Annotated in this window: 18 protein-coding genes; 8 read left to right on the forward strand and 10 right to left on the reverse strand. The window is 73.2% G+C overall.

Going from position 1 to position 24,023, the window contains the following annotated elements:
• Positions 1–5 precede the first annotated feature (5 nt).
• Together AC559T_RS20505 and AC559T_RS20510 are read right to left on the reverse strand one after the other, a co-directional pair.
• The gene (locus tag AC559T_RS20505) at positions 6–785 is read right to left on the reverse strand and encodes a potassium channel family protein (protein WP_235014493.1); all 780 of its coding nucleotides are present in this window, start codon (positions 783–785) and stop codon (positions 6–8) included.
• A gap of 58 nt (positions 786–843) precedes the next feature.
• The gene (locus AC559T_RS20510; protein WP_498869767.1) at positions 844–1,506 is read right to left on the reverse strand and encodes a potassium channel family protein; all 663 of its coding nucleotides are present in this window, start codon (positions 1,504–1,506) and stop codon (positions 844–846) included.
• A 155-nt stretch (positions 1,507–1,661) separates the two neighbouring features.
• Here AC559T_RS20510 and AC559T_RS20515 point away from each other — a divergent pair, with 155 nt between their 5' ends.
• From AC559T_RS20515 to AC559T_RS20550, 8 genes are all read left to right on the forward strand, one after another.
• Entirely contained in the window at positions 1,662–3,857 is a 2,196-nt protein-coding gene (locus AC559T_RS20515) for an APC family permease (RefSeq protein WP_498869768.1), read from the forward strand.
• Entirely contained in the window at positions 3,854–5,533 is a 1,680-nt protein-coding gene (locus AC559T_RS20520) for a class I SAM-dependent RNA methyltransferase (protein ID WP_498869769.1), read from the forward strand. Before AC559T_RS20515 ends, AC559T_RS20520 begins: the two co-directional genes overlap by 4 nt.
• Positions 5,534–5,574: 41 nt before the next feature.
• On the forward strand, positions 5,575–6,735 hold the full coding sequence (locus tag AC559T_RS20525; RefSeq protein ID WP_112108145.1) for an ROK family transcriptional regulator: 1,161 nt from the start codon (positions 5,575–5,577) through the stop codon (positions 6,733–6,735).
• A gap of 289 nt (positions 6,736–7,024) precedes the next feature.
• Complete coding sequence (locus AC559T_RS20530; RefSeq protein WP_083390861.1) at positions 7,025–8,182, forward strand: sugar ABC transporter substrate-binding protein; 1,158 nt, start codon at positions 7,025–7,027, stop codon at positions 8,180–8,182.
• A gap of 95 nt (positions 8,183–8,277) precedes the next feature.
• Positions 8,278–9,060 carry an ATP-binding cassette domain-containing protein gene (locus AC559T_RS20535; protein WP_071061785.1) on the forward strand — a complete coding sequence of 261 codons (783 nt, stop codon included), beginning with the start codon at positions 8,278–8,280 and terminating at the stop codon, positions 9,058–9,060.
• Entirely contained in the window at positions 9,057–10,430 is a 1,374-nt protein-coding gene (locus tag AC559T_RS20540; RefSeq protein ID WP_498869770.1) for a sugar ABC transporter permease, read from the forward strand. The genes AC559T_RS20535 and AC559T_RS20540 overlap by 4 nt, the downstream gene beginning before the upstream one ends.
• Positions 10,431–10,859: 429 nt before the next feature.
• Positions 10,860–12,812 (forward strand): 1-deoxy-D-xylulose-5-phosphate synthase, encoded by a 1,953-nt coding sequence (dxs, locus tag AC559T_RS20545; RefSeq protein ID WP_112108136.1) that lies wholly within the window; start codon positions 10,860–10,862, stop codon positions 12,810–12,812.
• A 201-nt stretch (positions 12,813–13,013) separates the two neighbouring features.
• Complete coding sequence (locus AC559T_RS20550) at positions 13,014–14,096, forward strand: lysylphosphatidylglycerol synthase domain-containing protein (RefSeq protein ID WP_112108144.1); 1,083 nt, start codon at positions 13,014–13,016, stop codon at positions 14,094–14,096.
• Positions 14,097–14,489: 393 nt separating this feature from the next.
• Here AC559T_RS20550 and AC559T_RS20555 read toward each other — a convergent pair whose 3' ends face one another.
• The 8 genes from AC559T_RS20555 to AC559T_RS20590 form a co-directional block, all read right to left on the reverse strand.
• Positions 14,490–15,974: a DHA2 family efflux MFS transporter permease subunit gene (locus tag AC559T_RS20555; protein ID WP_498869771.1), complete on the reverse strand. Its 1,485-nt coding sequence runs from the start codon at positions 15,972–15,974 to the stop codon at positions 14,490–14,492.
• A gap of 150 nt (positions 15,975–16,124) precedes the next feature.
• Positions 16,125–16,673, reverse strand: coding sequence for a TetR/AcrR family transcriptional regulator (locus AC559T_RS20560; protein ID WP_241831397.1), 549 nt, complete (start codon positions 16,671–16,673; stop codon positions 16,125–16,127).
• A 133-nt stretch (positions 16,674–16,806) separates the two neighbouring features.
• The gene (locus AC559T_RS20565; protein WP_498869772.1) at positions 16,807–18,975 is read right to left on the reverse strand and encodes a 3-hydroxyacyl-CoA dehydrogenase NAD-binding domain-containing protein; all 2,169 of its coding nucleotides are present in this window, start codon (positions 18,973–18,975) and stop codon (positions 16,807–16,809) included.
• Complete coding sequence (locus tag AC559T_RS20570) at positions 18,972–20,189, reverse strand: thiolase family protein (RefSeq protein WP_112108133.1); 1,218 nt, start codon at positions 20,187–20,189, stop codon at positions 18,972–18,974. The genes AC559T_RS20565 and AC559T_RS20570 overlap by 4 nt, the downstream gene beginning before the upstream one ends.
• 165 nt (positions 20,190–20,354) lie before the next feature.
• Entirely contained in the window at positions 20,355–21,815 is a 1,461-nt protein-coding gene (locus tag AC559T_RS20575; protein ID WP_498869773.1) for an HRDC domain-containing protein, read from the reverse strand.
• A 165-nt stretch (positions 21,816–21,980) separates the two neighbouring features.
• The gene (locus tag AC559T_RS20580; protein ID WP_498869774.1) at positions 21,981–22,643 is read right to left on the reverse strand and encodes a DUF3000 domain-containing protein; all 663 of its coding nucleotides are present in this window, start codon (positions 22,641–22,643) and stop codon (positions 21,981–21,983) included.
• Positions 22,644–22,876: 233 nt separating this feature from the next.
• Positions 22,877–23,146: a hypothetical protein gene (locus AC559T_RS20585; protein ID WP_071061661.1), complete on the reverse strand. Its 270-nt coding sequence runs from the start codon at positions 23,144–23,146 to the stop codon at positions 22,877–22,879.
• Between the two features lie 378 nt (positions 23,147–23,524).
• Positions 23,525–23,932: a DUF3817 domain-containing protein gene (locus AC559T_RS20590; RefSeq protein ID WP_112108143.1), complete on the reverse strand. Its 408-nt coding sequence runs from the start codon at positions 23,930–23,932 to the stop codon at positions 23,525–23,527.
• Between the last annotated feature and the right edge of the window lie 91 nt (positions 23,933–24,023).

Raw genomic sequence — 24,023 nt, forward strand, 5'->3', positions numbered from 1 at the left:
ATCGGCTAGAGCACCCCGGAGACGCGCTGGTTCCGGCTGGCGTCGGCGGGGACGGCGCCGAGCAGCGCCGCGAGGCTCTCCTCGGCCTCGCTCGTGGTCGCGACGGCCAGCACCTCGTCGCCCGGCTCGAGTGTGCTGTCCGGTGACGGGACCACAGCGTTGCCGTCCCGCAGGATCACGACGACGGCGGAGTCCGGTGGGAGGTCGACGTCGCCCAGCCGCCGGCCCACGACGGGCGCGTCCGCGGTCAGGGTGAGCTCGACGAGGGAGGCGTCGCCCTGGCGGAACTTCATCAGGCGCACCAGGTCACCGACGCTCACCGCCTCCTCGACCAGCGCGGTCAGCATGCGCGGCGCGGACACCGCCACGTCGACGCCCCAGGACTCGGTGAACAGCCACTCGTTCTTGGGATGGTTGACCCGCGCGACCACCCTGGGCACGCCGAACTCGGTCTTCGCCAACAGCGAGACCACGAGGTTGACCTTGTCGTCGCCGGTGGCGGCGACCATCACCGCGCAGCAGTCCAGGCCGGCGCCGTCGAGGGAGGACAGCTCGCAGGCGTCGGCGAGCAGCCAGTCCGCCGCGGGCAGCGCGTCCCGGCGGATCTTGTTCGGGTCGCGCTCGATGATGAGCACCTCGGAGCCGTTCTCCAGCAGTTCCGCGGCGATCGAGCGGCCGACCTTGCCGGCGCCCGCGATCGCCACCCGCCGGTTCGCCGTCCCGCTCCGCTCGGCGGCCCCGTCCTGTTCGGTGCCCCCGGTACGCGCGTCCGGATCCGCGGTCATCGCAGGTCCTCGTCTCTCGTCGTCAGTCGTGCCGGCGTCGCCAGTGGTGCCCGCGTCGTCAGTCGTGGTCGGGGCCGGTGCGGATGATCGCGTCCGCCTCGGTGGCCCGCGCCTTGGCGACCGCGATGTGCAGGACGTCGCCGTCCTGCACCATGGTCCGCCCGTCGGGGAGCAGGCCGTCGCCGAACCGGGTCACGCACGCCACCCTGACCTCGGCCCGGGCCTCCAGCTCGGCGAGCCGCCGTCCCACCCAGCCGCGCGCCGGCGTGACCGCCGTGAGCAGCACCGAGCCGGACGTGTCCGTCCACTCGGGGGTGACGGCGTCCGGGACGAGACGACCGAGGATCTGGTCGCGCGTCCAGCGCACCGTGGCGACGGTGGGGATGCCGAGGCGTTCGTAGACCTCGGCCCGCCGGGGGTCGTAGATGCGGGCCACCACCCGCTCCACGCCGAACATCTCCCGGGCGACCCGGGCGGAGATGATGTTCGAGTTGTCCCCGCTGGAGACCGCGGCGAACGCGGCCGCCCCGGCGATGCCGGCCTCGACGAGGGTGTCCCGGTCGAAGCCCATGCCGGTCACCGCCCGTCCGCCGAAGCCGGCCGACAGGCGATTGAACGCGGCCGGGTTCTGGTCGATGACGGCCACCGAGTGGCCGAGCCGCTCGACGGCACCAGCCAGGGATGAGCCGACACGGCCGCAGCCGAGGATCACGACGTGCACGGGAGGTGAGCGTAGTCCGATCGGGGTTGCCCGGTCGATGTCTGTCGGCCACCCGTCCTGGCAGCTCATCGGGCACGTGTGTCGCTATGGCCGGGTTGGAGTGCGCCACGTCACACACACTGGGGAGGTGGGATCGGGGTCGGTAGCATCGCCGCGTGGCGCTCACAGACCGACTGAAGCGCGGATTCGTCGGTCGCCCCATCGGCTCGGACCGACTCGGTGAGACATTGCTGCCCAAGCGGGTCGCGCTCCCCGTGTTCGCCAGCGACGCGCTCTCATCGGTCTCCTACGCGTCGGAGGAGATCCTTCTCGTCCTCGCGCTCGGCGGACTCACGCTGCTGCACTACACGCCGTGGATCGCGGGCGCGGTCGTGATCCTCATGCTGACCGTGGTGGCGTCGTACCGGCAGAACGTGCACGCCTACCCCAGCGGCGGCGGCGACTATGAGGTGGCCTCGGTCAACCTCGGCCCCCGCGCCGGCCTGATGGTCGGCAGCGCCCTGCTGGTGGACTACGTGCTCACCGTCGCCGTGTCGGTGTCCGCGGGTGTCGCGAACCTGACATCGGCGGCGACGGGGCTCGCCGAGCACAAGGTGCTCATCGCCAGCCTCCTGGTCGTGCTGCTCACGCTGGTCAACCTGCGCGGTGTGCGTGAGTCCGGGTCGGCGTTCGCCGCGCCGTCCTACGCGTTCATCCTCGGCATCCTCGTGATGATCGTGACGGGGCTGGTGCAGACCGTCTTCGGGGACGCACCGCGGGCCGAGAGCGCCGGTTATGAGGTCCACGCGGAGCAGAACTTCGCCGGCCTGGCCCTGCTCTTCCTGGTTCTGCGCGCCTTCGCGTCGGGCTGCACGGCGCTGACGGGTGTCGAGGCGATCAGCAACGGCGTGCCCGCCTTCCGCCGGCCGAAGAGCCGCAACGCCGCCACCACGCTGCTGATGATGGGCGTCATCGCCGTCACCATGTTCGTCGGCGTGACGGCGCTGGCCCTCATCTCGGACGTCCACATCGCCGAGAACCCGGCGGACCTCATCGGGGCGCACGGCGAGCAGCGGACCGTCGTCGCCCAGATCGCGGCCGCGGTGTTCGGGGACGGCTCGGTGGGCTTCATCTACGTGGCCGCGGTGACCACGCTCATCCTCATTCTGGCGGCCAACACCGCCTTCAACGGCTTCCCGGTGCTCGGCTCGATCCTCGCGCGCGACGGCTACCTGCCCCGCCAGCTGCACACCCGCGGCGACCGGCTCGCCTACTCCAACGGGATCGTGCTGCTGGCCGGGTTCGCGATCCTGCTCATCGTCGTGTTCGACGCGCAGGTCACGGCGCTGATCCAGCTCTACATCCTCGGTGTGTTCATCTCGTTCACCCTCAGCCAGACCGGGATGGTCCGGCACTGGGCGCGCCTGCTGCGCGAATCCGACCTGGCCGCCCCCGACGGCTCCGCCCCGCTGGTGGCGGGCGGCGGGCGGAGGGCCGAGCACGGTGGCGAGCGGAATGGTGACCCGCTGGCCGGCGGCGTGCCGCTGGACGCGAGCATGCGCCGCAGGATCCGCCGCTACCAGGCCATCAGCTTCCTCGGGGCGTGCCTGACCGGGGCCGTGCTCATCCTCGTGCTGCTCACCAAGTTCACCCGCGGGGCCTGGATCGTCTGCATCGCGATCCCGGTGATCTACCTGGGCATGCAGGCCATCCACCGGCACTACGACCGGGTCGCCACCGAGCTGACGCCCGAGCCCGGGCCGCCGACCCTGCCGTCCCGGGTGCACGGGGTGGTCCTGGTCAGCAAGATGCACGCGCCGACCCTGCGCGCGCTGGCCTACGCGAAGGCCACGAAGCCGCACACGCTGGTCGCCGTCACCGTGGCCGTCGACCCGGCCGAGACGGAACGGCTGCGCCAGGCCTGGGAGGAACGCGGTATCAAGATCGATCTCGTTGTACTGGCGTCGCCGTACCGGGAGGTGACCCGCCCGGTCCTCGACTACGTCGCCCGCATCCGGCGGGAGAGCCCGCGCGACGTGACCGCGGTGTTCGTCCCGGAGTACGTCGTCGGGCGCTGGTGGGAGCACCTGCTACACAACCAGAGCGCGCTGCGGCTCAAGGCCCGGCTGCTCTTCCAGCCCGGGGTGATGATGATCAGTGTCCCGTGGCAGCTCGCGTCCAGCTCGCACGCGCAGACCAGGCAGGAGTCGGTCGGCGCGGGCGCGGTCAGACGGGGCAGCGCGGCCCCGCCCGGGCACTTCCGGCCCGGGCGCCGGGGGCCGGGGCCGGGGAGCGCTGGTGGCGGTGACGCCGCCGTGACCGCGAACCCGCCGGCCAGTTCAAACGCGGCGCCGCCCGGGGATGCCCCGTGAGCGGGCGCCCGGCGCGGCCGTCCAGCGGGACCAGGCGACACCCCGCGGCACCGGACGGCACGGCGGAGCGGACCGGACGGCCGGTCCGGCACCGCGCCGGCGACGCCGCCCGGGACCGCGCCGGCGATACCAGCCGGGACCGGCCGGAGCGGGCCGATCGGGACCGGACCGACAGGGTGGGCGGGGTGACGCGCCCCGTCCCCGTCCCGCCCGGCGAACTGGTGGAGCTTGACGTCGGCCCGGTCGCGCACCGTGGGCTCTGTGTGGCCCGCGCCGGCGGTCGGGTCGTGTTCGTGCGTCACGCGCTGCCCGGCGAGCGGGTACGGGTCCGGATCACCGACGTCTCCCACGACCGTTACTGGCGCGCCGACGCCGTCGAGATCCTCGTCGCCTCCCCGGACCGGGTGGCGCCCCCCTGCCCGCACGCGCGTCCCGGCGGGTGCGGAGGGTGCGACTGGCAGCACGCCACGCCCGCCGCGCAGCGCCGGCTCAAGGCACGGGTGGTCGAGGACGCGCTGCGGCGGCTGGCCGGCCTCGAGCGCGCCGTGCTGGTCGAGGCGTTGCCGTCGGAGGGGCCCGACGGGCTGGGCTGGCGCACCAGGATGCGCTTCTCGCGGACGCCCGACGGCGGCGTCGGGCTGCGCGCGCACCGCTCCCACGAGGTGGTGCCCACTCCCGACTGCAAGATCGCTCATCCGCTGCTCGCCCGGGTGATCGCCGACCCGGTCTTCCTGACCGGCGACGGCTCGCCCGAGGTGACCGGCCAGGCGGTGGAGCTTGTGGCGATGCCCGGCGACGCCGTGGCGTACTCGACGCGGTCCGGCGGGTGGCGCGTCACCGAGACCGGCCTCGCCGCCGACGCCGAGGGCCCCGGTCCTGACCGCGGCGAGCCGGCGCCGGTCGAGGTGGTCGAGACGGTCGAAGGCCGCGAGTTCCGGCTGGAGCCGGGGGTCTTCTGGCAGGTCCACCCGGCCGCCGCGGCGACGCTGGTCGCCGCGGTGCGCGAGGCGGCCGCGGCCGCGGCGGGGGACACGGCCCTCGACCTGTACTGCGGGGCGGGGCTGTTCGCCGCGTTTCTCGCCGAGGCGGTCGGACCGACCGGGCGGGTCATCGCGCTGGAATCCGACGAGGCCGCCGTCCGCTCCGCCGCGCGGAGCCTGGCGGATCTGCCCTGGGTGTCGCTGCGTTCCCTGCGGGTGACCCCGGCGACGGTCCGCGGCCTCGTCGGCGCGGCGGACCAGCCGGCCGCGCCCGCCGACGGCCTCCCGGCCGGCGGCGCCACGCCCGGCCCGGCCCGGCGGGCGGTGGACGTCGCGGTGCTCGACCCGCCGCGGACCGGCGCGGGTCGTGAGGTCATGACCGAGCTTCTCGCGCACCGGCCGCGCCGGGTCGTCTACGTGGCCTGCGACCCCGCCGCGCTCGCGCGGGACGTGGCGGTCGCGGCGGGCGAGGGGTATCGGCTCACCGAGCTCCGCGCGTTCGACCTGTTCCCGATGACCTCGCACGTGGAGTGCGTGGCGACCTTGGAGCCCGCGCCCGCGGGCGCGACCGGTGCCGCGGGCGCGACCGGTGCCGCGGGCGCGACCGGTGCCGCGGGCGCGACCGGCTCCGAGGACGCGACCGGCTCCGTGGAGCCGGCCCGGCCAGGCACGGGCAGCACGGCGCTACCGCGATGACCGTTGACGGCCACGTGGCCGCGCCGCAAGGCTTTGTGTTCATGCCCCGAACGCCGCCCGGCTCCCAGTCGTCGCTGCGCGCCGCCAACCGGGACCGGGTCCTGGGCGTGCTGCGGCGGGAGGGCAGCCTCGCCCAGGCGGAGATCGCGCGGCTGACCGGGCTGTCCCCGGCGACCGTCTCCAACATCGTCGGTGAGCTCCGCGAGAGTGGGGACGTCGACGCGCGCCCCGCGGTGAGCGGCGGGCGGCGGGCGGTCCGGGTGTCGCTGTCGCGGCGGTCCGGAGTCGTGATCGGGCTCGACTTCGGCCACCGCCACCTGCGGGTCGCCATCGGCGACCTCGCGCACGAGGTGCTGGCCGAGGACGTCGTCGACATCGACGTCGATCACCAGGCCCAGGAGGGCATCGCGACGGCCGGCCGGCTGGTCGACGACCTACTCGGGCGGCTCACCGTCGACCGGGCGGACGTGGTCGGCGTGGGCATGGGCCTGCCCGGCCCGATCGACGCGGTCACCGGCGCCGTCGGATCCTCGGCGATCCTGCCCGGATGGGTCGGCGTGCCCGCCGCCGCGCAGATGTCGGAGCGGCTCGGGCTGCCCGTCCGGGTCGACAACGACGCCAACCTCGGTGCCCTCGCCGAACTGCACTGGGGCGCCGGCCAGGGCGTCCGCGACCTCGCCTACCTCAAGGCCTCCACCGGCGTCGGCTCCGGCCTGGTCATCGACGGGCGCGTCCACCGCGGCGGAGCGGGAACCGCGGGCGAGATCGGGCATACCACGCTGGACGAGAACGGCTCGGTCTGCCGCTGCGGAAACCGCGGCTGCCTGGAGACGATCGTCGGAACGTCGGTGCTGCTCGAGTCGCTGCGCACGAGCCACGGGCCGGACCTCACCGTGCGCGGGATGATCGACCGCGCGGTCGCCGGTGACGCGGGATGCGCCCGCGTGGTCTCGGACGCCGGCCGGGCCATCGGGAACGCGGCCGCGAACCTGTGCAACCTGCTGAACCCCCAGATGATCGTCGTGGGCGGCGACCTCGCGGCGGCGGGGGAGACCCTGTTGGAACCGATGCGCCAGGTGGTGCACCGCTTCGCCGTTCCGGCGGCCGTCCCGACAATCGTGGCCGGCGTGCTCGGCGAGCGTGCGGAGGTCCTCGGCGCCCTCGCGCTGGTGCTGCGCGAGGGCGAGCCGATCCCGCGCTGACCGGGCGCCAATCCTGACCGGCGCCGCGCTGACCCCTCCGGCCTGACGGGCGCGTCCGCGCAGGCCCAGCTCCGGAGTACCAGCTCAGGGCGTGTTCCGGCCCCACCGCCGCGACCCTGAGTCGCCGATCTGTTCCTTCGGGTCGTGATGCCATCGGAACATGAATGAGAAACTTTGCGGACCTAATCCTTGTATTCAAGTCTTGACGGCAAAGTCATCCTCTCCGCAGACTGCCACCAGAGCGTGACCGGTTCGCTCCGGCACGCAGCAGCGAACTCGGGAGGGGCGCGTGGCAGACAACTCGCTCGACGACGGGGTACCTCGGCGCGGTCGGATGCGCGGCCATGCGGGGAGACGGCGAGGTCGCCTTTTCGCGGCCGCGTCGGTGGCGGTCATGGTCGTGCTGGCCGCCGTGGGATGCACGTCGGACTCGTCCGATGACGAGGCGCCCCAGGGAGGATCCGAGAGCGGAACCATCGCGCTCCTGTTACCCGAGACCCAGACGACCCGCTACGAATCGGCCGACCGCCCCTACTTCGAGGCGCGGATGGCGAAGATCTGCCCCGACTGCAAGGTGCTGTACTCGAACGCCGACCAGGACTCGGCCGCCCAGCAGAACCAGGCCGAGCAGGCCATGACCAACGGCGCCAAGGTCCTCGTCCTGGACCCGGTGGACGGCGAGGCCGCGGCGGTGATCGCCCGCAACGCGCGAGACCGTGGCGTGCGCGTGGTCTCCTACGACCGGCTCATCCAGAAGGCGCCCGTCGACGCCTACGTCTCCTTCGACAACGAGAAGGTCGGCCAGTTGCAGGGCCAGTCGCTCCTCGACGCGATCGGCGACCGGGCCGGCGCCGGCAAGGTCATCATGATCAACGGCTCGCAGGACGACCCGAACGCCCAGCAGTTCAAGGACGGCGCGCTGTCGGTCCTGGAGGGCAAGGTGACGATCGGCTTCGACACGTTCACCCCCGACTGGTCTCCCGACACCGCCGGTCGGGAGATGGACCAGGCGATCACCACCGTCGGCCGGGAGAACATCGTCGGGGTCTACGCCGCGAACGACGGCATGGCCGGCGCCGTGGTCGCCGCGCTGCGCCGGGCGAACGTGACGCCGCTGCCGCCCGTCACCGGCCAGGACGCCGAACTCGCCGGGGTACAGCGCGTACTCGCCGGAGATCAGCACATGACCGTCTACAAGGCCATCCGCCCCGAGGCGGAGCAGGCGGCCGACCTGGCGCTCGCGCTGCTGCGCGGTGAGCCCGTCGACACGATCGCGACCGGGCGCGTCGACAACGGCAACGGTCAGGTTCCCTCCGTCCTGCTGGAACCGGTCGCGGTCACCCGGGACACCGTCGCCGAGACGGTGGTGAAGGACGGCTTCCTCGCCAAGGCCGACCTGTGTGCCGGCACGTACGCGACGGCCTGCGCGTCCGCCGGCATCTCCTGACCTCGCGTCCCGTCCCCGGGATCCGCGGTGAGCTGCTTTGCCGGCGGCTCACCGCGGATCCCCTCGTGGCTGTTCCTGGAAGGCACGGGCCCGTCATGTCCGATCTGGTGTTGTCCCTACGTGGGATCTCCAAGCGTTTCGGCGCGGTGCAGGCGCTCACCGACGTCGACCTGGACCTGCGCGCCGGGGAGGCGCTCGCCCTCGTCGGCGACAACGGCGCCGGCAAGTCCACGCTGGTCAAGTGCATCTCCGGCGTCTCGCCGCCGACCGGCGGGGAGATCTGGTTCGCCGGCCGCCCGGCACGCCTCGAGCGCCCGCAGGACGCGGTGGCTCTCGGGATCGCGACCGTCTACCAGGATCTCGCGCTCTGCGACAACCTCGACGTCGTCAACAACCTCTTCCTCGGCCGCGAGCGGCGCCGCCGGCTGGGCCGGTTCGCCGGCGCGCTCGACGAGATCGGCATGGAGCGCAGCGCGCTGGACCTCCTGCGCACCCTGGCGGTGAGCATCCCGAGCGTGCGCATCCCGGTGGCGTCGCTGTCCGGCGGCCAGCGGCAGTCCGTCGCGATCGCGCGCTCGCTGCTCGGTGATCCGGCGGTGGTCCTGCTCGACGAGCCGACCGCCGCGCTGGGCGTGGCGCAGACCGAGCAGGTGCTCGACCTCATCGTCCGGCTGCGCGAGCGCGGCCTGGCCGTACTCGTGATCAGCCACAACCTCGCGGACGTCTTCGCCGTGTGCGACCGCGTCGCAGTGCTCCGGCTCGGCCGCAACGCCGGCACGTTCGACATCGGCTCCGCCTCCCGGGAGGACGTCGTGGCCGCGATCACCGGCGCCGACACGGCCCACGGGACGGGCCGGGCGGAGGTGCGTTCGCGATGAGTGAGCTCGCGCCCGGCGCCGCCGAGCCCGCAGCCGGCTCCGCCCAGTCGGACCCCGTCCAGTCGAACCCCGCCCACCCGAACCCCGCCCACCCGAACCCCGCCCAGCCGGTTCCCGCCGCGGGGGCGGTCGGTGTCGTCGCGCCCGGGCGGGGTGACGCGGCGGTCGACCCGCGCCTGCTCTTCGCCGGCCCGGGCCTGCGCGGCCTGGCGGACTCGGCGCTGCGCCACGTGCGCGCGGGCGAGCTCGGCTCGCTACCGGTCATCGTCGGGCTCGTCGTGATCTGGACGATCTTCCAGTTCCAGAACTCGAACTTCCTCACCTCCTACAACCTCACGAACCTCGCACTGCAGGTCGCCGCGACCGGGACGATCGCCACCGGCGTCTTCCTCGTCCTGCTGCTCGGCGAGATCGACCTGTCGGTCGGCTGGGTCAGTGGGCTGTGCGCGTCGGTCATGGCGGTGCTGTCGGTGCGCCACGGGTGGGCGCCGGTTCTGGCGATCGTGGCCGCGCTGGTCGTCGGCGCCGCCGTAGGTGCCCTGCAGGGCAGCCTGTTCGCCGTGTTCGGCGTCCCGTCCTTCGTCGTGACGCTGGCGGGCTTCATCGCCTGGCAGGGCGTGCAGCTCAAGGTGCTCGGCCGGGACGGATCGCTCAACCTGCCGGACAGCGAGATCACGAAGCTGACGTCCACCTTCTTCACCGACGCCACCGGATGGGTGATCGCCGGGATCGCCGTGGCCGGGTATGCCGGTGCCCAGCTCGCCGAGGTCCGCGGCCGCCGTCGGGCCGGGCTGCGGCCCCGCCCGATCGCGGAGGTCGCGGTGCGGGTGGTCGTCGTGGGCGGCGCGCTCATCGCGGCGGTGGCGATCCTCAACGACGACCGCGGGCTGCCGCTGGCGCTGCTGATCTTCGGCTGCCTGGTGCTGCTGGTGGACCTGGTTTCGCGGCGCACCAGCTACGGCCGCCACCTGTACGCCGTCGGCGGCAACGTCGAAGCGGCGCGCCGGGCCGGCATCAACGTGCGCGCGCTGCGCGTCTCGGCGTTCGCCGCCGCGTCCTGCCTGGCCGGCGTCGGCGGTGTCCTCGCCGCCGCGCGGCTGACGAGCGTCACGCAGGCCTCCGGCGGCAGCGACACGCTGCTCAACGCGATCGCCGCGGCGGTGATCGGCGGGACGAGCCTGTTCGGCGGGCGCGGTCGAGCCTGGTCGGCGCTGCTCGGCATCCTGGTGATCGGTTCGATCGCCAACGGGATGGACCTGCTCGGTCTCGACCAGTCGGTCAAGTTCATCATCACCGGGTCGGTCCTGCTCGCCGCGGTGCTTCTGGACGCGGCCGCGCGCCGGGGGAGGCAGGCGAGTGGCCGCGGGTGAGCCGCCCGAGTCCCCAACGGCGCTGACCGTGTGTAATCGCGAGCGAGCCGATCAGGGGTGCCCATAACGGCCGTTCACATGTGACGGCGACGTGACAACAAGATGACAGACCCAGCAGCGTTCGTGCGAAGGGCCCGCCGGCCCGGGAAAAAAGCCCCGCCGGCGGGCCCTTGTGGCGTCGGGAGCGGCCCGGCGTGGGGCCGCACGCCAGGCCCTCCGACGCGTCATGCCTGGTTCCCGGGCTCTCTTCACCGACTACTCGTCGCACATTACCGACAAGGGGGAGGTGGATTCTACCGCGACCCGGCGAAATATCTGACGCTCTTCGGGCAGCTCACATGTCGGGAGCCTGTCTGCGGAGCCCGGGGTGCCCTGCGTAGACTTTGCCGGACCCGGACCGATCCCCTTTCGGGGGAGGGAGAGCACGCCGTGTCGCTTCTGTCGACGATCGACAGCCCGCAGGACGTCAAGCGCCTCGACCATGAGGAGCTGGTGACGCTCGCGGCTGAGATCCGTGATTTCCTCATCCACGCGGTTGCCCGCACAGGCGGCCACCTAGGGCCGAATCTGGGCGCTGTAGAACTGACTCTCGCAATCCACCGAGTGTTCGATTCACCATTCGACCGTGTCCTCTGGGACACGGGCCACCAGTCCTATGTTCACAAGATTCTGACCGGCCGCCGGGAGCAGTTCGACCGCCTCCGTCAGCGCGGCGGGCTCTCCGGCTACCCGAGCCAGGCCGAGTCCGAGCACGACATCATCGAGAACTCGCACGCCTCCACGGCGCTGTCGTACGCCGACGGGCTGTCCCGCGCCTACGAGCTGCGCGGGGAGAACCGGGCCGTCGTCGCGGTCGTCGGCGACGGGGCGCTGACCGGCGGAATGTGCTGGGAGGCGCTGAACAACATCGCCGCCAGCGACCGGCAGGTCGTCATCGTCGTCAACGACAACGGCCGGTCCTACTCACCCACCATCGGCGGCCTCGCCGACCACCTCGCGTCGCTGCGCCTGGCGCCCGAGTACGAGCAGGTCCTGGACGTCGTCAAGCAGGTGCTGGGCCGCACCCCGCTCGTCGGCGCGCCGCTGTTCGACGCCCTGCACGGCATCAAGAAGGGCATCAAGGACGTCGTCACCCCGCAGGGCATGTTCGAGGACCTCGGGCTGAAGTACGTCGGCCCGGTCGACGGCCACGACGTGGTCGCCATGGAGTCGGCGCTGCGCCGGGCCAAGGACTTCGGTGGCCCGGTGATCGTCCACGCCATGACCCGCAAGGGCTTCGGGTACCCGGCGGCCGAGCAGGACGACGCCGACAACTTCCACGCCGTCGGCGTCATCGACCCGCTGACCGGTAAGCCGAAGTCGGCAGCCAAGGGCGCCACCTGGACCTCGATCTTCTCCGAGGAGATCGTCCGGATCGGTTCCGAGCGGCCCGACGTGGTCACCATGACCGCGGCGATGCTCCAGCCGGTCGGCCTGAAGTCGTTCGCCAAGGCCTTCCCGGACCGGGTCTTCGACGTCGGCATCGCCGAGCAGCACGCGGTCACCTCGGCCGCCGGCCTGGCCATGGGCGGTCTCAAGCCCGTCGTGTGTATCTACGCGACGTTCCTGAACCGCGCCTTCGACCAGGTCCTCATGGACGTCGCCATGCACCGCCAGCCGGTGACCTTCGTGCTCGACCGCGCCGGGATCACCGGCGAGGACGGCGCGTCCCACAACGGCATGTGGGACATGTCCTTCCTGCAGGTCGTGCCGGGTCTGGCGATCGCCGCCCCGCGTGACGCCGCGACCCTGCGCGCCGAGCTCGACGAGGCGGTCTCCAACACCGACGGCCCGACGGTCGTGCGTTACCCCAAGGGCAAGGTCGCCGCGGACTCCCCGGCGATCGACCAGGTCGGCGGGGTCGACGTCCTCTACCGGGCGCCGGCGGCCGCGCGGCACCGCGAGGTGCTGCTCGTCTCGATCGGCGCGATGGCCCCGACCTGTCTGGACGTCGCCGAGCGTGTCGCCAGCCAGGGCATCGGCATCACCGTGGTCGACCCGCGGTGGGTCAAGCCGCTCGACCCGGCGCTGGTCGACCTCGCCCGTGACCACGACCTCGTCGTCACCGTCGAGGACAACGGGCGGGTCGGTGGCGTCGGTGCCTGCGTCGCGCAGCTGCTGCGGGACGCCGACGTCGACGTCCCGGTGCGTGAGTTCGGGGTCGCCCAGCGCTTCCTCGACCACGGCAAGCGCGACGACGTGCTGGCCGAGGTCGGCCTCGCCCCGCAGGACCTGGCCCGCAAGGTGATCGAGGCGGTCGCCAAGCGCCAGCACGCCCTCATGGGCGACGAGGTCGGCGCGGACGAGTCCAACCAGACCCCCGCCGGCGGCGGTCAGGCCTGACCGGCCGGGCCTGACCGGCAGGGCCCGCTCGGCCGGTCACGACCGGCCGGGCCTGGACCGGCCAGGCCTGACCGGCGCGGGGCCGGGTCGCGCCCGTGTGCGCCCGGCGCGGGTGCCGTCCGGTGGACGCCTTAGGCTGACCCGGTGAGTCGGCGTCCCGCGCACCGCGAATCCCCGTCCGCCATGGCTGGCGGGGACGTCGTGCGTGGGCCCGCCGTCGCACCGGCGGCGGGCCCCGACGAGGCCCGCCCGGCGGAGGAACCGGCTGCCCCCGCCGCCCGTCGGGGCGTGCGGTGGTGGGTGGTCCGCGCAGCCCTGGTGCTCGCCGCCGCGCTTCTGGTCGTGGCGCTGGTCGGCCAGTGGAACGACGTCCGGGACTCGCTGGGCGACCTGACCGTTCTCGGTGTCGTCGGCTCCGGCGTGGCGACGACGCTCGCGGTCGGCGCCACCGTCCTGTCCTGGCGTGCCGTGCTCGCCGGGCTCGGTGCGCTGCTGCCGCTGCGCGCCGCCGTCCGGATCTTCTGCGTCGGCCAGATCGGTAAGTACATTCCGGGCAGTGTGTGGCCCGTCCTCGCCCAGATGGAGCTCTCCCGCGACTACGGGGTCTCCCGGCCGAAGTCGGCCCTGGCGAGTCTTGTGGTGCTCGCGCTGGCGGTGCCCTGCGGCGGTCTGGCTGCGGCCGTCACCCTGCCCTTCTCCTCCCGCGACGCGCTCGCCGACTACTGGTGGGCGCTGGCGGTGGTGCCCGTCTTCGCGGTGGTGCTCTACCCTCCGGTGCTCGCCAGACTGCTGGCGGTCGCGTTCCGGTTGCTACGCCGCCCGCCGCTGACCGAGCCGCTGACCGCCCGCCCCATCGCCGTCGGCGCCGGCTGGCTGCTGGGCAGCTTCGCCTGCTACGGCGTGGGGACCTGGCTGCTGGTCCGTGACCTGCAGCCGGAGGTCGGCGGCGCCCGGCTGGTGGCGCTGTGCGTCGGCGCCTACGCCCTGGCCTGGACCGCGGGCTTCCTGGTGCTCGTCCTGCCCGCGGGCGCGGGCGTGCGCGAGGCCGTACTGGTGCTTGCCCTGGCCCCGGCGCTGCCGAGTGGCCCGTCGACGCTGATCGCTCTTGTCGCGCGCCTGCTCGCCACGGTCGCCGACATCGTCTGGGCGCTGGTCGGGGTGGCGCTGCGCCCGCGTGGCGAGGCGGTCGCCAGTAGGCCGGAGGACCTCGCCGGGTCGGGCCAGGCCGGCCCACGGGCCGGGGGCGCCGCGGCCGTCGCCCAGCCGGCGCCGAGTAACCGCTGACCCGCGCACCGGCGTGGGAATGTCGCCGTTCCGCACCGTCAATGATCGGAAGCGTGACCGGTGAGGTGCCCAGAGCGATGTCCTCCGTATTCGGATCATCGATCGGGTGTCCTTACGGGCGGAGTTCAGGAAACTGTGGCGCCCCAGCTTTTTCGCCGGAGGTGACGCTCAGCGTTGAAGCGGCCGGTGATGCTTTTGTCCTGGGGGGCTTCGGCGGCCTGATGCGCCGGGTGGGTTTTTGTCGGTGGCCTGTTCCGACTGATGCCGCGAACCGGGGCGAATCGGTGGGATCCAGCTACTGATCGCGCCGCCGAGTATCGATTCTCCGCAGGCGGGCGCAAACGACGTCCGGGTACGGATCACCGTGGTCGGTGATCCGTACCCGGACCCGCTTCAGACGGACGACGGCCGGCCGACCACGGGCAGGGCCCGGGGTGCCGCGGGCGTGGCGGGTGCCGCAGGCGTCGCGGATGCTGCCGTCCTCGCGGGCGCTGCCGTCCTCGTGGGCGACGGCAGCAGCGTGGCCACTGCCGCGGCGGTGAGCAGGACGGCCGCCCCCACCCACAGCGCGGGCCGGGTGCCGTCCACGAACGCCCCCGGGCTCCCGTAGCCGCCGTTCGCGGCGAAGACCGAGGCCAGCACCGCGACCCCCAGGACGCCGCCGAGCTCGCGCATCGCGTTGTTCGTGCCGGAGGCGAGACCCTCCTGCTCCGCCGGGACCGAACCGAGGGCCACCGACGCGACCGGAACGAAGAACAGCGCCATGCCCACACCGGCCAGGACGAAGGGCGGGACGAGCCCGGCGTAGTCGGCCCCGGTGTCCAGGATCGTCGCGAGCCAGGCCAGGCTCACGGCCTCGATCGCCATACCGGCCACGATCAGCGGGCGCCCGCCGATCCGATCCGAGAGCGGTCCGGCGATCGGGGCGATCAGCAGGGGCATCGCGGTCCAGGGCAGCGTGCGGATGCCGGCCTCGAGGGGCGAGTAGTCGAAGACGTTCTGCAGGGCCTGCGCCAACAGGAAGATCGACCCGAACATGCCGACCGAGAACAGCAGCGACACGGCGTTCACCGCCGCGAACCCGCGGCGGCGGAACAGGGCCATCGGCAGCATGGGGCTCCCGCCGCGCCGGGCCACGCGCCGCTCCCAGGCGATGAAGGCGCCGACCCCGGCCGCGCCGGCCAGCAGTGACGTCAGGACGGCCGGGCTCGTCCACCCGTGGCTCTCACCGCGGACCAGCCCGAGTGTGACGCCGAGCAGCCCGGCGGAGATGATCGCGACCCCCGGCAGGTCCAGCCGTCCGGCCGGCCCGCGGGACTCCGTGAGCCTGCGCAGCGCGAGCGGGACCGTCACCAGGCCGATCGGCACGTTCAGCCAGAAGATCCACTGCCAGCTCGCCCCCTCGGTGATCGCGCCACCGACCAGGGGCCCGACGGCCACGGCAAGCCCGGACATCGCCCCCCACACGCCGAGCGCGGCGCCCCGGCGCTCGGGTGGGACCGCCGCCGACAGCAGCGTCAGGCTCAGTGGCAGGACCAGCGCCGCGCCGACGCCCTGCATGGCCCGGGCGGCGATGAGCGCCTCGATGGACGGGGCGAGCGCCGCGCCGAGGCTGCCCAGGGTGAACACCCCGAGCCCGGTGGCGAACACGGCCCGCCGCCCGAGCCGGTCGCCGAGCGCGGCGCCGGTCAGCAGCAACACCGCGAACGGCAGCGTGTAGGCGTTCACCACCCATTCCAGGCCCTCCAGGCCCGCCCCGAGGTCGTCGCGGATCTGGGGAAGTGCGGTGGTGACCACCAGGTTGTCCAGGGCCACCATGAACGCCGTTATGGACGTCACGACGAACGTCCAGACGGTGGCGGATCGCTTGTCGGTCACGAGTTCCCTCCAAGGTCTTGAGTGCTCACTACCTTCGTTGGATAGTGATTGGTCACTAGATTCGTGGTGTGGACGAGGGTGCGGACAGGTGGAACGGGTGCGAGGGAGGCGAACGCGGGTCTGGAACGGCGTGGGCCGACCCAGGCCGGTCTAGCTGCAGATCTCCCGGGCCCAGCGGTCGCCGATCTCCTGCAGGTTCATCGCGGCCACGACGTTGAGCAGCATGCCGTGCCCGAAGAACGTGCGCAGTTCCTCGTCGTCGCATCCGCTGACGCGTTCGACGGTCTGCCACAGGTCCCGGAAACCCTGCCGGGTGACCTCCTGGATGTCCGGGTCACCGCAGGAGGCGTAGCTCTGCATCTGCATGAGCAGGTAGGTGCGGTCGGTGAGCAGCTCGTCGTAGGCGGACCCGATCGCCGTCAGGGCGTCGGCGCCGACCAGGTCGCCCGCCGCGGTCTCGAAGCGTTCGCGAGTCAGGGTGAAGGTGGCCCGGACGGCCGCCAGGAACAGTTCCTTCTTGGTGGGGAAGAGTCGGAACAGATAGGGCTGGGAGATGCCGGCACGGCTGGCGATCGCCTCGGTGGACGTGCCGGTCAGGCCGCCCAGGGCGAACTCCTCGACGGCCGCCGCGAGCACCACCGCGCGTCGTTGCTCCGCGCTCATCCGGGTGCCGGTGCCGCCGGTTGTCCTTGGGGCCACAACCTCAAGGTAGTGGTCACTCAATAACCAAGTCAAGGAGAATGTCGACCCGGAGCGCGGCGGATCCGAACGGCGGCCTCGGGCGGGCACTCCGGGCGGGCAGTGCCGGTGTCCGCCCGGAGTGCCCGCCCGATCAGGCGACGGTGGCGACGCCCGGAGGGTTGAAACGGCGACCGGTCACGCGTTCGCTGATGCCGGTGCGGTCCAGGTACGGGGTGATGCCGCCGAGGTGGAAGGGCCAGCCGGCGCCGAGGATCATGCACAGGTCGACGTCCGTCGCCTCGGCCACGACGGCCTCGTCCAGCAGGAGCCTTATCTCCTGGGCCAGCGCCGAGAGCGCCGCCTCACGGACCTGCTCGGGCGTCATCGCCGCGCCCTCCCGAGCGGTCGGCGCGGTGCCGTCGTCCATGCTCCGGACGAGATCGGCGACCTCCGGGTCGACGATCTGCTCGCCGCCCGGTCCGGCCGTGTAGAAGCTGCTCTTCCCGGCGGCCACGACCCGCGCCAGGCCGTCCGGCGTGCGGAACCGGTCGGGCGTGGCCTGGTGCAGGGTCCGGGCCACGTGCAGTGCGACCGGCGGGCCGACCAGCGAGAGCAGGACCAGCGGCGACATCGGCAGTCCGAGCGGGTCGAGCGCGCCGTCGGCCTGTTCGATCGGGGTTCCGGTCTCGGTGGCCGCGAGCACCTCGCCCATGAACCGGGTGAGGAGGCGGTTCACCACGAAGGCCGGCGCGTCCGCGACCAGCACCGCGTTCTTCTTCAGCTGCTTCGCGACCTGCAGCGTGGTCGCGATCGCGGCGTCGTCGGTCCGCGGGGTGCGGACGACCTCGACCAGGGGCAGCACCGCCACCGGGTTGAAGAAGTGCAGCCCGGCGACCCGCTCCGGATGGGTCAGGTCGGCGGCCATCTCGGTCACCGAGAGGGCCGAGGTGTTGGTGAGCAGCAGCGTCTCCGGCTTCACCACGGACTCGAGCTCGGCGAGCACCGCCTTCTTGACCGACATGTCCTCGAAGACGGCCTCGATGATCAGGTCGGCGTCGGCGAACGCGTCCTTGGTCAGTGAGCCGGTCACGGAGGCCTTGAGCCGGTTCGCGCGGTCGTGGGAGATCCGCCCGCGCAGCAGCAGGTTGTCGATCTCGCTGTGGACGTGTGCGACTCCCGCGTCGAGACGCGCCTGGTCGAGGTCGGTGAGGACGACCGGCACCTCCAGCCGCTGGGCGAACAGCAGCCCGAGTTGGCTGGCCATCAGCCCCGCGCCGACCACGCCGACCTTGGTCACCGCCCGGGCCAGCGAGCGGTCGGGCCCGCCGACCGGCCGCTTGGCGCGCCGGTTCACCAGGTCGAAGGAGTAGAGCCCGGCGACGAGCTCCTCGCTGGACCCGAGATCGGCCAGCGCCGCCGTCTCGGCGGCGTACCCCGTGTCGGCGTCCGCGGTCTCCGCCAGGGCCATCAACTCGAGGGCGCGGTAGGCGGCCGGGGCCGCGCCGTGCAGCCGGGCGTCCGCGAGGACGCGGCCGCGCTCCAGCGCCGCGGCCCAGGCGGCACCCCGCTCGACGGGACGGCGGCCCTTGGCCGGGTCCACCTCGCCCCGCAGCACCTGGCCGACCCAGTGCAGCGCCTCCTCGAGGAAGTCCGCGGCATCCAGCAGGACGTCACCGAGGCCGAGCGCGAACGCCTTGGGGCCGCGCAGCGTCCGGTTCTGGCTGAGCGCGTTGTCGATCATGATGGTGACCGCGTTCTCCGGGCCGACCAGGCTCGGCAGCAGCTGGGTGCCGCCCCAGGCCGGCACCAGACCGAGGAAGACCTCGGGCAGCGCGATCGGCGCGGCACCGGCGGAGATCGCCCGGTAGTCGCAGTGCAGCGCCAGCTCCAGGCCGCCGCCCATCGCGGCGCCGTTGACCAGCGCGAAGGTGGGGACCCGCCGGTCGCCCAGCCGGCCCTCGCCGACCCGGCGCAGCGCGGTGTGCCCAAGCTCGCCGAGCGCGGTGAGCTTGGGCCGGACCTCGGCCGGGTCGGTCAGCGACGACCGGTAGGAGAGGTCCGCGCCGGCGCAGAAGATGAACGGCTTGCCGGTCACCGCCACCGCCGCCACCGGCGGGTCGTGGGCCTCGATCTCCTCGACGGCGGTGAGTAGCGACCGCAGCCCGCCCGGGCCGAAGGTGCTCGGGCGGGTGTGGTCCTGCCCGTTGTCCAGGGTGATGAGCGCGACCGGGCCGCTCACGCCGGGCAGTTGTGCGTACCGGACATGGGCCTGCGTGACGACCTCGTCCGGGTGTTCCAGGGTCATCGCGGCGCTGCTCATGCTCCTTCTCCCGTTCGGCCGAAGTGCGGGTTCTCCCAGATCGTCGTCGCTCCCATGCCGAAGCCCACGCACATCGCGGTCATCCCGTAGCGGACCTCGGGATGCTCCTCGAACTGGCGGGCCAGCTGGGTCATCAGCCGCACTCCGCTGGAGGCGAGCGGGTGCCCGTACGCGATGGCGCCGCCGTAGGGGTTGACCCGCGGGTCGTCGTCGGCGAGGCCGAAGTGTTCCAGGAAGGCGATCACCTGCACGGCGAAGGCCTCGTTCAGCTCGAACAGGCCGATGTCGTCGATGCTCAGGCCGGTGCGGGCCAGCGCCTTCTCCGTGGACGGGATCGGCCCGACCCCCATGACCTCGGGCGCCACACCGGCGAACCCGAACCCGACCAGCGACATCTTCCGGGTCAGGCCGAGCTCGGCGGCGACGTCCGCGGCGGCGAGCACGCAGCCGGTGGCGCCGTCGTTGATGCCCGCGGCGTTGCCCGCGGTGACCCGCCCGTGCGGCCGGAACGGTGTCCGCAGCCCGGCGAGGCCCTCGACGGTGGTGCCGGGCCGGGGCGGCTCGTCCGCGGTGACCAGCTCCCAGCCGCTGTCGACGTGCCGCGCGGCGACGGGGACGAGGTCGGGCTGAATCCTGCCGTCCGCGTACGCCTTGGCGGCCTTCGCCTGCGACGCGGCGGCGTACGCGTCCGCCCGGGCCCGGGTGATCCCCGGGAACCGGTCGTGCACGTTCTCCGCGGTCATGCCCATGACCAGCGCGGAGGAATCGACGAGACGCTCGGAGACGAACCGCGGGTTCGGGTCCACGCCCTCGCCCATCGGATGGCGCCCCATGTGCTCGACGCCGCCGGCGATGGCGATGTCGTAGGCGCCGACGGCGATCGCGGACGCGGTGGTGGTCACCGCCGTCACCGCGCCCGCGCACATCCGGTCGATGGCGTAGCCGGGCACCGACTCGGGCAGCCCGGCCAGGATGCCGGCGACCCGGCCGATGGTCAGGCCCTGATCGCCTATCTGGGTCGTCGCCGCGATCGCGACCTCGTCGACCCGCTCGGGCGGCAGCGCGGGATTGCGCCGCATCAGCTCGCGGATGACCCGGACCACCAGGTCGTCGGCCCGGGTCTCGGCGTAGACGCCCTTGGCCTTGCCGAAGGGAGTGCGTACACCGTCGACGAACACCACGTCACGGATCGAACCCTGCGCGCTGACGAACACCACCGGCCTCCTCGACGCCTCACCCGTGGGCGGCACGTGCGCGGCCCGCGGCAGACGGTGTCGGGCCGGCTGCCCGCAGTGGCGCCGGACCGCGACGGGAACAGCCTACGGCAGGAGTTACCCATGGGTAGGTAAGGGTCGGTACGTACCGCGCGTGCGGCCGGATCAGGACGCGGCGGGTTCCCCACCGGACGGCGGACGGCCGCCGGTCCGCCGCGTTCTCGCCCGCGCGGACCCGCCGCCCGCCGCGGCACCGGTGCCGGCCGTCCCGGAACCGGTGCCGCCCGCTCCGCCGCCGGCGGTCTCGCCGCCGGTGGCTCCGGGCGCGGCGGCGGTGCCCGCGGGCGGGTCCACCAGGGCCGCGGCCACCGCGGCCGCCGTCAGCTCGACCTGCCAGGGGCGGGCGCCACCCGTGGTCAGCGCGGCGGTCACCGTCTCGGTGTCCCGCGTGGCCGGGGGAGCCCAGGTGACCCGGCGGGCGAGTGCCGGCTCCAGCAGGTTCTCCACCGGCATGCCCTGATCCTCGGCGATCGCGTTCAGCGCCGCGCGCACACGGGCCAGCCGCGCCGCCGCCACGGGGTCACGTTCCGCCCAGCGGTTCTGCGGGGGGAGGCCGTCGCCGCCCGGGCCCGCGGTGCTCGGCAGCTGGTTCTCGGGCATCTCGGCGGCGGCGCGCAGGGCATCCATCCAGGTGGTCGCCGAGCGCCGCATCCGCTGCCCGGAGAAGATCGGCAGCCGGGTCAGCGCGGCGGCGTCCTCGGGGACCTTCAGTACCGCGTCCATGATCGCGCTGTCGGGCAGCACCCGGCCCGGCGCGATGTCGCGGGCGCGGGCGACCCGGTCTCGGGCCTGCCACATCGACCGGACGGCGGCGAGCTGGCGGCGGCTGCGCGCGCGGTGGATCCCGCTCGTGCGCCGCCACGGCTCGGCCCGCGGCTCCCGCGGCGGAGCGGCGGCGATCGCGCCGAACTCCTGCCGGGCGAACGCCATCTTGTTCTGCGCGACCAGCTCGCTCTCGAGCTGGTCGCGCAGCTCCACCAGCAGCTCCACGTCGAGAGCGGCGTAGCGCAGCCACGGTTCGGGCAGCGGGCGGGTCGACCAGTCGGCGGCGGAGTGCCCCTTCTCCAGCCCGAAGCCGAGCACCCGCTCGACCATGGCGCCCAGCCCCACCCGTTCGTAGCCCAGCAGACGGCCGGCGAGCTCGGTGTCGAACAGCGTCTTCGGGCGCAGGCCCAGCTCGGCCAGGCAGGGCAGGTCCTGGCTGGCGGCGTGCAGCACCCATTCCGTGTCGCCGACGGCGTCCTGCACGCCGCTCAGGTCGGGCAGTGCGATCGGGTCGATGAGCAGGGTGCCCGCGCCGGCCCGCCTGATCTGGACGAGGTAGGCGCGCTGGCTGTACCGGTAACCGGAGGCGCGCTCGGCGTCGAAGGCGACCGGGCCGGTGCCGGCGGCCAGCCGCTCGGTGGCGCGGGTGAGGTCCTGCGGGTCGTCGAGGACGGGCGGGACGCCACCGGCCGGCTCCAGCAGCGGGATGGGTACGGTTGCCGACTCTTCGACAGCGGCGGCAGCATCGATCGCCGCACCCTCACTGACCTGGTGCGTTGAGTCAGGAACCGTCGACGTCACGATCGGCGATGGTACGTGTGAATGACCGGCCTGGCAGCCCAGTCGGCCGAGCAATCGCACTAATTATACGCTTCGTGTTCGATGGTGGCTCCAAGGTAGTCGTCGCGGATGCGCTCCGTTGACATTCCCGGCGCGCAGTGTTCGGACGGGGAGGTTCGGATCTGCTCAGGCGCGGCGGGCAGGTAGCGGTACGACCCCGGAGAGACGCGGCGGCAGCCCCGCCATCGCGGCCAACAGGTCGGCGAAGGAGTGCAGGTGCGCGGCAGCGTCCGCCGGGTCCCACGGCGCCGCCCCGTCGGCCCCGCTGTGCGGCGGCTCCGGCACCGTCGGGTCCTCGGCTTCCTCCACCGATCCTGCCCAGCGTGGTGACCAGGAACACCGGAGCTCGACGTCGAAGTTGTCGCCGTCGGTGGCGAGCACCCCGAAGCGCCGGGACGAGGTGGTGGTGACCGTCCCGCCGAGGGCGCCGAGCTCGGCGCCGTGCGACTGCAACGACTCCCGCAGCCACGACCAGGCGACCCCGGGCAGCAGCGGGTCGTCGGCGACCTCCGGGTCCACCGAGGCGCGCGCATAGCAGACGATCCGGGTGGTGCCCTCCCAGGCGTCCTGCCCATCGGGGTCGAACAGCAGCACGAACCGGCCGGAGGCCGCCTCGTCGTCACCGGTGAGGCCCCCGGCGAGCGCGAACGCGTAGGGAGCGATCCGGGCGGGCGCGGGGATCTCGCGGACGGCGACGTCCGGCCGCAGCTCCTCCAACGCCGCCCGCAGCGCCTCGGTGGCGGCCGCGAAGAGCGCCGGAGCGTCGCTCGGTGCCCGCGTGCCCCCCATGGCGGCAACGTTAGGGCGTGCACCTTGGTCGCGCTGGCCGGACGTCGGAGAGTGCCGCTTAGCGCCCTCCGGGTGGGAACGGGCGCTTCGGGTCAGCGGGGCGAGCCGTGCCGGCACGGCCTGCTCGGGCGGCTGCGCCGACGCCGGGCGCGTCCCGCCGAGCGCCGCCGGCCGGCCGGCCGGGACGAACGGGTCGCCCGGGAGGCCTGGATGTGGTGCGGGACTGTGCAGGCTCACGCCACGGCCCTGGAATCGGATCGGCCGGCGCCGCGGCGCGCGGTAACGGTCACGACGGTCACGGGCCGGTCGGCCCCGGCACCCGCCGGTGGCACCGCGGCGGGCGCGGCGCCGACGAGAATCGCGTGGCCGCACACGACACAGGCACGTTCCGGGCAGTCGGCGCTGTGGCCGTCCTCGCACGGCGGTTGCTCGAACTGTTGCTGTCGCGCGCATCCCGCGCAGTAGCGGATGTGATCGTCGGCGCTCACCAGGACCTGGTCCACTCGCGTATCACTCCCCGGGCACGGCTGCGTCGTTCGCGTGGTAGCTGCGTCGTTCGCGTGGTGTCAGCCTGCGGGCGGGTGTGGCGTGAACCTGACCGCGGCGCAGCCCCCCGCGGGCCGCGTCAGCGCGCCGTCCAGCCGCCGTCGGCCGGTCGGTCAGGAGGCTGAACGCGGGACATCGCGGATTGTTGCCGCCTATTCCGACCGGTCTGACGGTGCCACGGGTAGGGCGGTTCTCCGCGCATTCTCACCGGCGTGTCGCGTGCGGCCGGCTGTGCGCGGTGCGGGGCCGACGTTCCCTCGGGGGTGGAAGGAGGTGGTTCGTCGCCGCCGGGCGGGTGACCTCGGCGTACGGGTGACCGCAGAGCGCCGGCGAGCTCAGCTCGCGGGCGCGGAGCTGGCGCGCCCCGGGGAGCCGCCGTGCCCGGACGTGCCGTGCCCGGCCGCGCCGTCGGATGCCGGGGCCGGCTCCCGTAGCCAGTGCCGCTCCACGAAGAACGGCGCTACCGGCAGGACGGACGCCCCGAGCGCGAGCAGAGTCCGCTTCACCGGCCACCGCCGCAGCGACCCCACGTACAGGACGAGCAGGCAGTACGCGATGAACAGCCCACCGTGGACCGGCCCGAGGATCTTCACGCCGATCTCGTGGTCGGCCCCGTGCTTGACCGCGGTCGCTATCAGGAGCAGGAGGAAGGAGGTCGCCTCGGCCAGGGACACCGCGCGGGCGGCGCCCATCGGCCACGCGCCGTCCCGGGTGGAGCCGTCCTGAATGGAAGGGTCGGTCATCGGACACTCCTCGACGTCGCTTGCGGCCTCGCCGTGCTCTGACATCGCCGGACGCGTTCTCCAGCCTGACTTCTACTGCGAGTAGAAGATA

It is taken from the genome of Frankia sp. Hr75.2, from assembly GCF_949319125.1.
Lineage (GTDB): Bacteria > Actinomycetota > Actinomycetes > Frankiales > Frankiaceae > Parafrankia > Parafrankia soli.

Coding starts and splice junctions, on each gene's coding strand:
- AC559T_RS20505 (WP_235014493.1), bottom strand. CDS start 785: ATGACCGCGGATCCGGACGCGCGTACCGGGGGCACCGAACAGGACGGG.
- AC559T_RS20525 (WP_112108145.1), top strand. CDS start 5,575: ATGCCCCGAACGCCGCCCGGCTCCCAGTCGTCGCTGCGCGCCGCCAAC.
- AC559T_RS20535 (WP_071061785.1), top strand. CDS start 8,278: ATGTCCGATCTGGTGTTGTCCCTACGTGGGATCTCCAAGCGTTTCGGC.
- AC559T_RS20540 (WP_498869770.1), top strand. CDS start 9,057: ATGAGTGAGCTCGCGCCCGGCGCCGCCGAGCCCGCAGCCGGCTCCGCC.
- AC559T_RS20565 (WP_498869772.1), bottom strand. CDS start 18,975: ATGAGCAGCGCCGCGATGACCCTGGAACACCCGGACGAGGTCGTCACG.
- AC559T_RS20580 (WP_498869774.1), bottom strand. CDS start 22,643: ATGGGGGGCACGCGGGCACCGAGCGACGCTCCGGCGCTCTTCGCGGCC.
- AC559T_RS20590 (WP_112108143.1), bottom strand. CDS start 23,932: ATGACCGACCCTTCCATTCAGGACGGCTCCACCCGGGACGGCGCGTGG.